This is a genomic window from Metabacillus sp. FJAT-52054, from assembly GCF_037201815.1.
GTDB lineage: Bacteria > Bacillota > Bacilli > Bacillales > Bacillaceae > Metabacillus_B > Metabacillus_B sediminis.
In genome coordinates this window covers 1,061,439-1,075,876 of sequence record NZ_CP147407.1, presented here as the reverse complement: position 1 = coordinate 1,075,876, position 14,438 = coordinate 1,061,439, and the positions used below count along the sequence as shown (strand labels likewise).

The 14,438-nt window shown below is 45.1% G+C and carries 10 protein-coding genes and 1 riboswitch; of the genes, 5 read left to right on the top strand and 5 right to left on the bottom strand.

All coding sequences use genetic code 11. The features are described from left to right. Nucleotides 1-34: 34 nt before the first annotated feature. Complete coding sequence (locus WCV65_RS05785) at nucleotides 35-2,074, bottom strand: PBP1A family penicillin-binding protein (RefSeq protein WP_338780771.1); 2,040 nt, start codon at nucleotides 2,072-2,074, stop codon at nucleotides 35-37. 190 nt (nucleotides 2,075-2,264) lie between these two features. Between WCV65_RS05785 and WCV65_RS05780 the strand changes: the two genes are divergently transcribed. The 3 genes from WCV65_RS05780 to WCV65_RS05770 all read left to right on the top strand — a co-directional run bounded on the left by WCV65_RS05780 (nucleotide 2,265) and on the right by WCV65_RS05770 (nucleotide 6,461). Further along, complete coding sequence (locus tag WCV65_RS05780; RefSeq protein WP_338780770.1) at nucleotides 2,265-2,777, top strand: universal stress protein; 513 nt, start codon at nucleotides 2,265-2,267, stop codon at nucleotides 2,775-2,777. Between the two features lie 1,352 nt (nucleotides 2,778-4,129). Next, nucleotides 4,130-5,515, top strand: coding sequence for a Na+/H+ antiporter NhaC (gene nhaC / locus WCV65_RS05775; protein ID WP_338780768.1), 1,386 nt, complete (start codon nucleotides 4,130-4,132; stop codon nucleotides 5,513-5,515). 160 nt (nucleotides 5,516-5,675) lie between these two features. After that, entirely contained in the window at nucleotides 5,676-6,461 is a 786-nt protein-coding gene (locus WCV65_RS05770) for a GNAT family N-acetyltransferase (protein WP_338780766.1), read from the top strand. Nucleotides 6,462-6,644: 183 nt separating this feature from the next. On the opposite strand, the gene WCV65_RS05765 is transcribed toward WCV65_RS05770, so the two are convergent. From WCV65_RS05765 to dat, 4 genes are all read right to left on the bottom strand, one after another. Continuing rightward, entirely contained in the window at nucleotides 6,645-7,625 is a 981-nt protein-coding gene (locus WCV65_RS05765) for an ABC transporter permease (RefSeq protein ID WP_338780764.1), read from the bottom strand. Beyond that, nucleotides 7,618-8,532 carry an ABC transporter ATP-binding protein gene (locus tag WCV65_RS05760; protein ID WP_338780762.1) on the bottom strand — a complete coding sequence of 305 codons (915 nt, stop codon included), beginning with the start codon at nucleotides 8,530-8,532 and terminating at the stop codon, nucleotides 7,618-7,620. The genes WCV65_RS05765 and WCV65_RS05760 overlap by 8 nt, the downstream gene beginning before the upstream one ends. Further along, nucleotides 8,529-9,329 (bottom strand): SGNH/GDSL hydrolase family protein, encoded by an 801-nt coding sequence (locus tag WCV65_RS05755; protein WP_338780760.1) that lies wholly within the window; start codon nucleotides 9,327-9,329, stop codon nucleotides 8,529-8,531. Before WCV65_RS05755 ends, WCV65_RS05760 begins: the two co-directional genes overlap by 4 nt. 151 nt (nucleotides 9,330-9,480) lie before the next feature. Beyond that, the gene (gene dat, locus WCV65_RS05750; RefSeq protein ID WP_338780757.1) at nucleotides 9,481-10,338 is read right to left on the bottom strand and encodes a D-amino-acid transaminase; all 858 of its coding nucleotides are present in this window, start codon (nucleotides 10,336-10,338) and stop codon (nucleotides 9,481-9,483) included. A 196-nt stretch (nucleotides 10,339-10,534) separates the two neighbouring features. Continuing rightward, nucleotides 10,535-10,715, top strand: a riboswitch (cobalamin riboswitch). Between the two features lie 113 nt (nucleotides 10,716-10,828). On the opposite strand from dat, the gene WCV65_RS05745 reads away from it, so the two are divergent. Next, nucleotides 10,829-13,108, top strand: coding sequence for a ribonucleoside-diphosphate reductase subunit alpha (locus WCV65_RS05745; protein WP_338782178.1), 2,280 nt, complete (start codon nucleotides 10,829-10,831; stop codon nucleotides 13,106-13,108). Nucleotides 13,109-13,120: 12 nt separating this feature from the next. Next, complete coding sequence (locus WCV65_RS05740) at nucleotides 13,121-14,167, top strand: ribonucleotide-diphosphate reductase subunit beta (protein ID WP_338780755.1); 1,047 nt, start codon at nucleotides 13,121-13,123, stop codon at nucleotides 14,165-14,167. Nucleotides 14,168-14,438: the final 271 nt, after the last annotated feature.

Sequence of the window (14,438 nt, the reverse complement as noted above, 5' to 3'; positions counted from 1 at the left end):
TGCCCTGCAGGTTGTCTGCAGGGCATTTCTATTATTAATTGTTTTTAAATTGCTCTTCCCACTTCTTCTTCTCTTCTTTAAATTTTTCTTTCATTTTCTTCTCTATTTCTTTATTTTTTTGATGACCGGGATTCTTTTCCTCGCCAGGTGCTCCTTTTTTATCTTTGTTTCCTTTTTCTTCTTTCTCATTAGGCACACTTGCCGGCGGCGGAACAGATACCGGTTTTTGATAAAGAGGCAAATTAAAGCTTTGTTTCTCTTCATTTTTTAAAGCTCGTTCCATAATCTTCTTATATAGCGGAGCGGCTGTTTTACTGCTCGTCGTATCCAATATGTTATCGGCGTCCGTTTTATCATAGCCGATCCACAGGGCTCCCGCTAAATTAGGGGTAAAGCCTGCAAACCATTGATCCTTCGTGCCATCTCCACCATTTGGATCCTGTGTAGAACCGGTTTTTCCTGCCAGCTCCCAGCCTTCTATTTTCGCGTTTTTCCCAGTTCCTTCGTTAACGGTTCCGAGCATTAGCTGAGTAATTTTATCAGCAACTTCAGGAGTGGTCGCTTTGGATTTGGCTCCTTCCCATTCACCTGCTGTTTTTCCTTCTGAATCTACAATCTTTGTTATCGCATGGGATTCGTTACGGACTCCTTTGTTCGGATAGGCGGAAAATGCTTCGGCCATCTGCAATGGAGATACTCCTTCATTCAGGCCGCCAAGAGCGAGACCATACTGCCTGTCCTTATCGGTAACAGGAATCCCGAACCGTTTTGCTGAATCAAGTCCTGCATCTATGCCCACCTCACTGAGTGTATAGACAGCTGGAACATTGTAGGACTTGATAAAGGCGTCATATAAGGATACGGTTCCTCTGTATTGTCCATCAATATTTTTCGGTGTATATCCGCCAAAGTCCATTTCCTCATCCTTAAGCGGAGAATCCAGTGTATAACCTTTTTCAAGCGCCGGCGTGTAAGCAGCAATCGGCTTCATAATCGAACCCGGCTGTCTTTTAAGCTGAGTAGCACGATTAAACTGACGGAATGAATGCTCTCCCCGGCCGCCGATTAAGGCCTGAATCCCTCCAGTTTTCGGATCAATCAGAACCGATCCTGCCTGAACTTGCTGATCCGTTTTGCTCTTCGGAAAAAGAGTGTCATCCTTAAAGATTTCTTCAAGGCCTGTCTGCATATCCTGGTTCAATTCCGTATGGATTTTGTAACCGCCCGCAAGGAGTTTTTCCTGGGAAATTCCATACCGCTGGCTTGCCTCTGCGATAATTTGATCCACGTAGGAAGGATATTTCCCTTTAAGTGGATCTGTCTTCTTTTCCTTTAAAACGAGCTCTTCACTGCGCGCCTTATCTGCATCGGCCTTAGAGAGAAACTTTTGATCCTCCATCAAGCCAATTACTACGTTGCGCCGCTCAATAGCTTTGTCATAGTTTTTAACTGGAGAATAATTTGTCGGGGCTTTTATTAAGCCCACCAAAATAGCTGATTCACTATTTGATAAATCTTTAGGTTCTTTTCCAAAATAGGTTTGTGCAGCACTTTTTAGTCCCCAAGCCCCTTCGCCGAAATAAACCTGATTGGCGTAGAGCTCCAGGATGTTTTCTTTCGAATACTTCTGCTCAATTTTCTTGGCTAGAAAGTATTCATCAAATTTTCTCGTAAAGGTTTGATCCTGCGTCAGGAACGTATTTTTAGCCAGCTGCTGGGTAATCGTGCTTCCGCCTTCCACGACGCCACCTGCAGCAATATTTTTAAAGGCCGCTCTGACAATTCCTAAATAATCAATGCCGCTGTGTTTATAATAGTCACGATCCTCGGTCGCAACGAGAGCGTGCTCAAAGCTTTTCGGCATTTCCTCGTAATCCATCCATTCAATCTTTGAGGATGTAAGTTTACTTGCCAGCTTGCCATTCTGGTCATATATTGCTGTTGGCTGGGTAACTGACTTTTCCAGCTTGCTCACATCCGCTTTGGCAATTAAAGCCTGATGGAGAATGAGACCTGCCAACACTACTGCCAGCACGGCAATGATCGATATTTTAAATATAAATTTTTTCGTCATAAAATCCCCGCCATCTAATGGAAATTGGGCATGCTGTCTTCCCTTTATACATTACCCTAACAAAAACATAACGATAAATCATACGATATGCAGGACCATTTCATAGGGGTAGATGTCATGAGGATTAATATTTACCAAAAAGGGTATTGAATGTAAAATACTTTAAACTTATAAAAAGGATGTGGGGAAGTTGAATACAATTCGTCACCTGCTCGTAGCTTTCAATGGAACAGCAGACAGCAAGGAAGCGCTCTCAACCGGAATCAGCCTAAGCAAGCAGCTTAATGCTCAATTGTCCGTTCTCCATGTATATGAAAATGAAAATAAGCCAGCCATCACAGCCTCATCCACTCAGCCGCTTTACGCCAACCGAATGAGCGGTGATGGCATGACGAACTATCCAATGCCTCCAGTAGTCGATGCACGGGATGAAGCCTACCATGAAGATCAATACATGAATGACGGGACGAACCGTGTAACAGCGGAAGCCCAAGCCATGCTTCAGCAAAATAATATTCCGGGTGAAGTCAAAGTTATGGACGGCAATCCATCCGACACGATCCTTTCTTTTGCAGAGGAAATTGGTGCAGACATGATTGTCGTAGGACAGCGCAACATTTCAGGCTTCAAAAAATTGATTACAAGCAGTGTAAGCGAAAAAGTAACAAAGGAATCGGTCATCCCGGTTTTGATTGCGAAGTAAATAGTAGTGAAAAGCTGCTCTTTTAGGGGGCAGCTTTTTCTATGTATTAAAATTAATCTCTCTATGGGGAGTCTTGGATAGGGAGGGCTCACCTCCGGTTAACGGACACTTCTCACTGAATATCGTCCACTCGCTCATTTATCGGACTTTCACTCTCACATATCGGTCACTCGCGGCTCGTTATCGGACGCTCACGTTCAGTTATCGGACACTTACCGCTGAATATCGCCCACTCGCTCATTTATCGGACATTCACTCTCAGATATCGGTCACTCGCGGCTCGTTATCGGACGCTCACGTTCAGATATCGGACTCTTCCCAGCAGTTATCGCCCACACGCTCATTTATCGGACTTTTACTCACAGATATCGGTCACTCACTGCTCGTTATCGGACTCTCGCGTTCAGATATCGGACTCTTCCCAGCAGTTATCGCCCACTCGTTCATTTATCGGACTTTCACTCACAGATATCGGTCACTCACTGCTCGTTATCGGACGCTCACGTTCAGTTATCGGACTCTTCCCATCAGTTATCGCCCACTCACTCATTTATCGGACTTTCACTCTCAGATATCGGTCACTCGCGGCTCGTTTTCGGACGCTCAGGTTCAGATATCGGTCACTTCTCACTGGATATCGCCCACTCACTCATTTATCGGACTTTCACTCTCACAAATCGGACGCTTGCTGCTCGTTATCGGACGCTCACGTTCAGTTATCGGACACTTACCGCTGAATATCGACCACTCGCTCATTTATCGGACTTTCATTCTCAGATATCGGTCACTCGCGGCTCGTTATCGGACGCTCACGTTCAGATATCGGACTCTTCCCATCAGTTATCGCCCACTCGCTCATTTATCGGACTTTTACTCACAGATATTGGTCACTCACTGCTCGTTATCGGACTCTCAGTTTCAGTTATCGGACACTTACCGCTGAATATCGACCACTCGCTCATTTATCGGACATTCACTCTCAGATATCGGTCACTCGCTGCTCGTCATCGGACGATCACGTTCAGATATCGGAGACTTCCCATTAGATATCGCCCACTCGCTCATTTATCGGACTTTCACTCTCACATATCGGTCACTCACTGCTCGTTATCGGACGCTAACGTTCAGATATCGGACACTTCCCATCGGATATCGCCCACTCGCTCATTTATCGGACCATCACCCCGGTTACCGTCCGCTCCCCTCTTACTTCAAACCTGGAACCATCCGTACCAAATTCTCATTTTTCATACTATTTCCCTATCCATTGACATATATTGATTGCTTGGTATAATACTTTTACACACAAAAGCGTAGAAGCGTTTAAGTGAAAAAGAAGGAGTGCAGCAATTATGGATTTTGATTTTATTCGATTTAGAACTTCATTATTAATTTTAGCCGCTATGCTGGGGACGATTTTCACGTGTCTCTTCTATATAAAAACAGAGCCGCACCTTCCTTTAATTCTTTGCCTGATTTTTCTTGCCCTATTTGGAAAAGCGAAGGGCCAAAAATGGAGCTCGCTTGAAAAAGGGATGGTCAGCGGGATTCAGTACGGGATTCAACCGATTATTATTTTGGCTTTAATCGGCATGCTGATCGCTGCCTGGATGTTCAGCGGAACAATTCCAACGGTCATACACTTTTCTCTGTCTGTGATTCAGCCTCAGTTCCTTCTAATTACGGGCCTGATCAGCTGTATGATTGTTTCCATGCTCGTCGGAAGCAGTTTTACCACGGTCAGTACGGTAGGAGTTGCTCTGATGGGAATTGCGGCAGCTGCCGGGATTCCATTAGAGTGGGCTGCCGGCGCCGTTATTTGCGGAGCCTGTTTCGGGGATAAGATGTCGCCTATGTCTGATACAACAAACTTTGCGGCTGGAGTGGCTGAAATTTCGATTATTGAGCATATCCGCCATATGATGAAAACGACTATACCGGCTATTTTGCTGACAGCCGTTATTTTCTTCATAATGGGACGGTCGATCACCATAGATCCTGCTGGAGCCGGTGAAATGAAAGAAATTATGAAGGCTATTTCCGGTGCAGTCAGCACAGGATGGTTTACCTTGCTTTCACCTGTTATCGTCGTTGCGCTGGCTATGCTCAAAAAACCAATCATTCCAACACTGATTATCGGACTGGCAACAGCCGGTTTTACAGGTATTTTAGCCGGCAATGGCGACTTCGCCCAGTTTATGAGCATCCTTCAAAATGGAACCAAATTCGAAGTGGCGAACGAACAGGCAGCATCGATTTTAAACCGCGGCGGACTTCAATCCATGATGTGGTCCATCTCACTCATCATGATTGCATTTGCTCTCGGCGGTTTAATGGAAAAACTCGGTGTGATCCAGTCCTTAATGAACGGTCTAATTAAAAAAGTGAAGTCCCGCGGACAGCTGATTGCTTCGACCGCCGCGTCCTCCATCAGTGTCAATTTTTCAACAGGAGAGCAGTACATGTCTATTCTGATTCCCGGTCAATCACTTAAACCGATGTACGGGAAACTGGGGATACCGAATAGGTACCTGTCAAGAACGCTGGAAGATGCAGGAACACTCGTGAACCCGCTTGTCCCTTGGGGTGTCAGCGGAGCGTTCTTTGCACAGTCACTAGGTGTTGATGTGGTTCACTACATTCCGTTTGCATTCTTTTTGTACCTGTCTCCTATTTTTTCAATTTTGTACGGGTTTCTTCCAAATAAAAAAGCCGATTCGATCAATTTGGCCGCTTAATCGAAAAAGAAGCATGCCGTTTGGCTGCTTCTTTTTAAATGGACAGTCTGTTACTCTGTTGTCTGGCTCCTTTATTTACTTTTCAAATTTCAAGACTTTCCATCCTTTTACATTACGCTATACAATAATTTGGATGGAAAAATAAAATCAGAGGTGCTATGTGATTAACCTGCAAGAAGTATTAAAACTTGATTTCGCTAACTTAGAAACGTTCACAACACGAAAAGAAACTGCATGGGGCTCGCTGTTTTTGAATGAAAATGAGCCGAACTATTATGATGCTAATCATGCACACATCAGCAAGGAGTGTCTGGACCCGGCGCTTTTGGCAGATGAAGTTATACGCTTTTATCAATCCAGGAACATCATCCCAAGATTTTATCTGTATCAGCTTGAAAACCAGCTATCTTTAATTACGGAACTGAAAGCAAAAGGGTTTCAATATGAAGAGTTGATCAGCCCTGTTCAATTATGGACGGGACATGTTACTGAAAAAGTGAAGGGACGGCATGTAACGATTGAAAAAGTAAATCAAGGCAATTTGAGCGAAGCCCTTCAAATTCAGGGCAGCATAAAGGAATTCGGCGGGAAGGAAGTCATTGAAAAGATATTCAAAAAACAATTCAGTCATCCCTCCTTTACCCATTATCTTCTTCGTTATGATGGAAAAGCGTGCGGGGCTGCCTGTATGTTTGAAGAAAAAAATCAGGCCCGTGTAGAAAGTGTCGCCACGCTTCAGTCATTCAGAGGAAAAGGATTGATTGGTGATTTACTATCCTTTATTCAAGAAGAAGCTGTGAGAAAACATATCGATAAACTTTGGGTACTTCCAATCAATGAAAGGGTTGAAAATGTTTATAGCCGCTATGGCTTTGAGACCATTGCCGCAATGAAAACGGGGCATGCATTCTTAGGAGGAAAGAATATAAAAGAGATTCAAAGTTAGGAGGATCAAAAAAAGGAGGCTGTTTAAAAAAGCCTCCTGAAAGGATATGTTTGAACACCACCCCCGGACGCTGTGTGAGCACTCCGGGGATTTCGTTTTTTAAATAGGTATACTCAAGGCTGATCGGAGTGGAAGGTGCGAGACTCTGTGCTGAGAGCAGCTGGACAGCCTCTTTTTTTAGTTTTAATAAACATCCTTTCTCGTAAAAAAGAAAAAGGAAACGACCAGTGCCGCAGCGGCCCAAATTGTCAGTACCGTCATCGAAAATCCAAGCGTCATACCGTTGATCGGCGGCGCCATGCCGCTAATATAATCGGTCAGCCTTAAGTTCACCATAAAAAGGTATTTGGCTGAATCCCATGCTGATACCATATTAGCAAGGATGGCTCCCGCTATAAGAAGGGAGAGCATGACACCCATGACGGAGGCGGTACTTTTCATCACGGAGGAAAGGGCAAAGGTGAGCGTGCCGACAACCACCGCAACAAACCAGACAAGACCGAAGTCCATGAGGAGGTACTGCCAAAGGCTCATCATTTGTACCTGACTCGTATCAAGCTGGCCGCCGTTTACCGTAAATCCGGTTAACACAGGTAAATTCCACCCGGTATAGCCTAAGGCGACTCCTGAAACGAGATACGTTAAGAATCCAACAGACAGGACAATAAACGAGATGGATAAAAGAAGCGTAATATATTTGCTTAAAAGGATTTTCCACCTTTTAACCGGCCTAGTCAGCAGCAGCTTGATTGTTCCGTTTGTATGCTCCGATGAAACGATGTCACTTGCAATGACCATCACCATCAGGGGCAAAAGCAAATCAATCGAATTTTCAGCGAATATTTTCATAAAGGTCGGAGCACCTGGGGCTGATGGATTGGTATCATGGTCCAGGTAATACTGCTGCTGATTGACCCGGATTTGCATAAATTCTTTCCACTCACCCGAAATGCCGCCTGAGCTCAGCCTGTTTTGCGTATTAATAATCTCCTGCTGCACCTGAGTCCGCCAGTCTTCAGTTCCCGCTTCTTTGACTGATTCTTCATGTTTCTTTACTTGGGCATATGTAAACAGCGCCGCCAGTACGGCAATGATGCCCATAATAATAAACAGCCTCTTTTTGCGGACAATCTTAATCATTTCGTTGTAGACCAGATTAATCAATGGTTTCACCTTCTGTCAGTTCAATGAAGAGGTCTTCCAGTGTTGGAAGCTTTATTTCGATTCCTTTTACACTTACACCTTCGTTGACGAGCTTTTGATTCCAAACGGCGATCTGACTTTCGTCATTTGCAGTTATAAGCGTTCCGTCCTTCTCTGCAAGAATCGCCGTTTCCTGTCCGAGCAGCTCCTTCGCTTTTGAAAGGGGCTCAGCATGCCAGATTACTCGCTCTTTTTCTGTCAGCAAGGCCGTAACGGTGTCAACACGGAGAACCTTTCCTTTCGACATAATGGCTACCCGGTCGCACATTAATTGGATTTCACTGAGCAGATGGGAAGAAACAAGAACGGTTAATCCCTCCTTCTCTGCAAGATACCGGATAAATTCGCGCATTTCCCGAATTCCCATCGGATCTAGACCGTTTGTCGGTTCATCTAAGATGAGAACTTTGGGACGGCTAAGGAGCGCCTGGGCAATCCCAAGTCTTTGCCTCATCCCGAGCGAATACGTACTGACCCGGTCATCAATGCGGTGCTCGAGCCGGACAAGATGGACAACTTCATCAATCCGCTCCTTTTTCAAACCCGGAATCATCCGTTTGAAATACTCAAGATTTTCCCGCCCGCTTAAATACGTATAAAGCTCCGGATTTTCAACGATGCAGCCGATATTCCGGATGGCTTTTGTATACTGCTTTTCCAAGTCATATCCGCATATGGTGATCTTGCCTGATGTCGGTTTAATCAACCCGACCAGCATACGGATAGTCGTCGTTTTACCAGCTCCGTTCGGACCTAAAAATCCGAATACTTCCCCTTTTTGAAGCTCAAAACTTAGCCCTTTAATAATTTCCTTTTTTTTGATCCTTTTCTTTAGACCCGTTACAGAGAGCGTCACATTTTCTGTCATTTTTTCTTCCCCTCCTCACTGAAGATGATGAGCGAGGACAGCCGCTCTCCTATTAGCTTATACCCCTCTTCATTAGGATGAAATTTATCACTGTACAGATAGTCATTCACGTTCTGTTCAAACAAATCAAAGGTTGGCACCAAAATGGTTTTCTTATATTTTGCCGCTTCATTAGCGGTATAAAAATTCCACTCTCGGACAATGCCGGAGGTTACTGAGCGATTGGAAAGATCATTAAACGGGTTATAAAGCCCAATGTAAAAGATCGTCGCATCAGGATTGATGGTACGGATTTGCTTAAAAATTCCCCCAAGTCTTTTGATGAAAGCCGTTCTTGTCTGTTCAACCGTCTTGGTCGAAAGGTCGTTCATCACCTGTCCGCCCGCAAAAAGATCATTTCCCCCGATGGTCATTACAATGGCATCGGCCTTACTGATTTGGCGCTGTATTTCTGCCTGCTTCAGCTGCTTGTCCAGCCCGGACGATGTCTGTCCGCTGATAGATAAATTAGAGAGCTGGAACTTCTGCTCTGACTTGCCTCGCAGATGATCCATTAAATACCCGACATATCCTTTCCCGCTTCCGTCGCCAATCCCTCTTGTAAGAGAATCGCCAAGCCCAACGACAAGATACTCACCATCCTGCTTGACCGGCTTTGGATCAGATGTTTTGGTGATCATTTTTGCAGGAGGATCAGGCTGCTGAAAAAATTGGCTGTTCACCGTGTATCCTAAACCGCCTATCCACAATATGCTTGCGGCTAATGAAATTCCCGCTATCAGTTTTACACTTTTCATTTCAATGGTTTGCACCTTTCAGTGAGATTCTTTTATTGTACCTTAAATCTTTGGAAAAGCTTACAACTGCACTTTCATCAATGTGCTGCTCATAATAAAACCCGGGAATGCGTATTGAACAGCATTCCCGGGTTTTAAATGGTATTACTGCTTATAAAACGCCGTCCTTTTTCCGGTCGGGAAGCAAATCCCGGAACGCTTTTTGAATCGACAGGGTGACCGGTCCCGGCTTTCCTTTGCTGTAGGATTTGCCGTCAATTTTTACAATCGGCATAACTTCGATCGTTGTAGAGGAGATAAAGGCTTCCTCATACTGATCGAGTTCGGATGCCTGAATTTCTCTTTCCACTGTATTTACCCCGGCATTTCTGCATGCTTCCAATATTTTAAGGCGTGTGATCCCGTTCAAAATGAAGTGATTGGAGGGATGCGTATAAACCGTTCCATCCTTAACTGCATAAAAATTTGTTGAGCTTCCTTCTGTGACAATACCGTCCCGCACAAAAATGGTTTCAAATTTTCCTGCGTCCGCAGCTTCCTGTTTCGCCATCACATTCCACAGAAGATTCAGGCTTTTAATGTCGCATCGTTTCCAGCGCATATCCTCCGCTGTGATGACCTCAACGCCGGTTTTTTGAAGCTCTTCCGGACGTTTCGATGGAATCGGATAGGCTACCAGCTGAGCTGGAATATCTGATCCGGGAAAAAGATGATTTCTTGGGCTGACCCCTCTTGTCACCTGCATATAGATTCCGCCGTCCCATACCTGATTCACTGACACCAATTCTCTTATTCTGTCTTTAAGCTCCGTCAAACTGTAAGGAAGAGAGATTTTGATTTCACCTGCACTTCTTTCGAGTCTCTGAAGGTGTTCATCCATTGTAAAAATTTCTCCCTCATACACGCGGATCACTTCGTATACACCGTCTCCAAACTGATACCCTCTGTCTTCAATATCTACTTTTGCCTGCCCTCTATCAATCAGTTTCGTATTCATCAGGATTTTCATTGTGCACCTCTAACGTTTAGGATTTGTTCTTATCATTACAAACGGTGGGCCGCGCTGTTGTCAAGCACATCCGAATAAATAAAAAAGAATATTTTTGACGGTAAATAGTTGAAATCTGCATTCTTGTCCTATAATATGTATCTATACTAAACACAAGATATAGAATACAAACAAAAAACAAACTACTATATATTGATTATATTCCACAGCAAACGGTGCTAAGATTAGCTTAAAAGGGAATCCGGTGAGATACCGGAACTGTCCCCGCAACTGTAAGTGTGACGAAATGGGCATACCACTGTACGGCTTCGTACGGGAAGGGCTCAAAGTAGGAGGAAGCACAAGTCAGGAGACCTGCCGATGCTGGATATGTTTCGCTTTTCCCGGGGATTGGGAAGATGAAACGGTGGAAATAAAAGATCCTCTTTTATTCTATCGTTTGATCCGCTCAATTGCCAAGAGCGGATTTTTTATTTTCCCTTGGAGGAGGATGGCTATGACAACCGATACGATGACGATGATTACCAATGAAAAAGGCATAAAAGGGCCGTTTGACGAACATGACTTTACTCAATGGATTCAGGAAGCCGGGACGGACTTCCCCCACCTTGATTTGCATCACTTTACAGAGAGATTAAAAGAATTGATTGCATCCAGAGATACATATACAGAAAAACAAATAAAAAACCTAAGCATATTAGAAGGCTTGGCCAATATATCCGAGCTTGAGCCGGATTGGACATACTTCTGTGCCCGTCTGTATTTGGATCAGCTCTATGCTGAAGCGGCCAAAAGCAGGGGCTATGAAAAAAGAGAGCAGTACGGATCATTTCTTGAATTAGTCGATAAGCTTCATAGCATCGGCATTTACGGAGATCTGATTCCGCAAGTCTATAGCCCAAAAGAAATCAGCGAGCTGGGCGAGATAATCGATCCGGACCGCGATCTGCTCTTCACCTATATTGGACTCCGGACACTTGCTGACCGCTACATTGCCCGCGACTACAGCAAAAATGTGATGGAGCTTCCTCAGGAACGGTTTATGATCATTGCAATGACCCTGATGGCAAAAGAGCCGGCGGAGCACAGGATCCACCTCGTAAAAGAAGCATACTGGGCGCTGAGCAATCTTTATATGACGGTTGCGACTCCTACTCTATCAAATGCAGGGAAATCCGTCGGTCAGCTGTCCAGCTGCTTTATCGATACAATTGACGACAGTTTGCAGGGGATTTTTGACAGCAACACAGACATTGCGAATCTTTCGAAAAGCGGCGGCGGCATCGGTGTCTATCTTGGGAAAATCCGCAGCCGCGGCAGTGATATCCGCGGATTCAAAGGCGTTTCCTCCGGTGTGCTTCCGTGGATGAAGCAGCTCAACAATACGGCGGTCAGCGTGGATCAGCTTGGCCAAAGAAAAGGCGCGATTGCGGTTTACCTGGATGTATGGCACAAGGACATTTTCTCATTCCTTGATTCAAAACTGAACAATGGAGATGAGCGTCTCCGCACCCATGACTTGTTCACGGGCGTCTGTCTGCCGGATCTTTTCATGGAACAGGTCGAGGAACGCGGTGACTGGTATTTATTCGACCCGCATGAGGTAAGAAAAACACTCGGCTACAGCCTGGAGGATTTTTTTGACGAGAAAAAAGGCAGCGGCAGCTTCCGGGAAAAATATTGGGAATGTGTCCGCCACTCTGATTTGGCGAAGGAAATCATTCCGGCGATCGATATTATGAAACGCATTATGATCAGCCAGCTGGAATCCGGAACACCGTTTATGTTCTACCGGGATGAAGTGAACCGGATGAATGCCAATGCACATGCTGGAATGGTATATTGTACCAATCTTTGTACAGAAATCACCCAAAACCAAAGCGCTACCACGATGGATGAACAATATACAGAGGATGGAAAAATCATTACGGTGAAAACACCCGGGGATTTTGTTGTCTGCAATCTCTCTTCCATCAGCCTTGCTAAAGCAGTTAGAGAGGATGTGCTTGAACGCCTTGTCCCGATCCAGGTTCGAATGCTTGATAACGTTATCGATTTAAACGAAATACCCGTTCTGCAGGCGAAGCTCACCAATTCGAAATACCGCGCAATCGGACTCGGAACCTTTGGCTGGCATCACCTTCTAGCTCTTGAAGGGATTAAGTGGGAAAGTGAGGAAGCGGTACAGTACGCCGATAAGCTATATGAGAAAATTTCCTTTTTGACCATTCAGGCGAGCTCGGAGCTGGCGAAGGAAAAAGGATCTTATCCGGCATTTGAAGGGTCCGGCTGGGAAACAGGCACTTATTTTGAGAACCGAGGCTACCGTTCTGAAGAATGGCAGGAACTGCAGCAGCAAATCGCTGAAAACGGCATGCGGAACGGCTATCTGATGGCCGTCGCACCAAATGCATCCACCTCCATCATTGCCGGCAGCACAGCAAGTATTGATCCGATTTTTCAAAAGGTTTATTCGGAAGAAAAGAAAGACTACAAGATTCCGGTGACGGCCCCTGATTTGAGCCCGGAAACGACCTGGTATTATAAATCCGCCTATTTCACGGATCAGCATTGGAGCATTGAACAGAATGCGGCGAGACAGCGCCATATCGATCAATCGATCTCATTTAACTTTTACGTTTTGAATACGATCAAAGCAAAAGAATTGCTTGCTCTTCACATGGGTGCCTGGAATGCAGGACTTAAAACAACGTATTATGTCCGCTCCACTTCCAGCCTGATTGAAGACTGCGATTCATGCGCGAGCTAGGAGGAAAAACAGATGACAGATATTGCCCTGTCGCAGCGGACCATTATGGATCCGGATGCGCCGAATCGTTCCACTGCCCTGATCAACGGCCGGAGCTCCAACATTTTGAACTGGGATGATGTCGCCTATCCGTGGGCGTATTCCAAATATAAAAAAATGCTATCGAACTTCTGGACACCGTTTGAAATCAATATGTCTCAGGATGTTAAGCAATTTAAAGACCTCGATGAGTATGAAAAGGACGCCTTCCTGAAAATCATTGGGCTTCTCGCCCTGCTCGACAGCATTCAAACCGATTATGCAGGAAAAGTCGCTGACTACATCACAGACTCCAGCATTAACGCGCTCATGATTATGCTTGCCCAGCAGGAGGTCATTCACAATCATTCCTACTCATATGTACTCTCCAGCATCGTTCCGAAAAACAAGCAGGAGGAAGTATTCGAGTATTGGCGGAGCGAGGAAATACTAAGAGAACGGAATGACTTTGTCACTAACGGCTATAAGGCTTTTGCAGAAAACGCAAATGTTGAAAACCTGCTTAAGTCGCTTGTTTATGACGTCATTCTCGAAGGCCTGTTTTTCTACTCAGGATTCGCCTTCTTTTATAACCTCGCCCGCAATCAGAAAATGGTCGCGACGAGCACGATGATTAACTACATCAACCGCGATGAACAAATTCACGTCGATTTATTCGTGAAAATTTTCAGAGAGGTGCTTGTACAATATCCGGAATATGATACACCGGATTTGAAAGTGTTCGTGGAAAGGACCATTGTAGAAGCCGCCGAGCTTGAAATCGAATGGGGCCGCCATATAATAGGTAATAAAATTGAAGGCATCAGCATGAAAGACGTCGAGGATTATATTAAGTTTTATGCCAACGTCCGCTCCAATCAGCTCGGCTATGACCGTCCGTTTGAAGGATATAGGACAAATCCGCTCAAGTGGATCAAAGCATACGAAGAAGTCGACCTCGGCAAATCCGATTTCTTTGAGCAGAAATCACGGCAGTATACGAAAGTAAATAATGTGGATAATGGATTTGATGATTTGTAAAATGTCTCAAAGGCTTGGTTTGTACTTAATTTGAGTGGATAAATGTGCAGCCGCGGGGTCAGTCACGCGATGCTTCACCGCAGAACGGGACAGAGACATCTCCTCTCAAACCTTGCCCATCAACGGTTTGCAGAGTTCGTGCCGGAGCTTTATTTCGGTAATAGAGTGCGGGACTGGCACCGGGTCAGTCACGCGATGCTTCACCGCAGAACGGGACAGAGACATCTCCTCTCAAACCCTTGCCCATCAACGGTTTGCAGAGCTCGTGCCG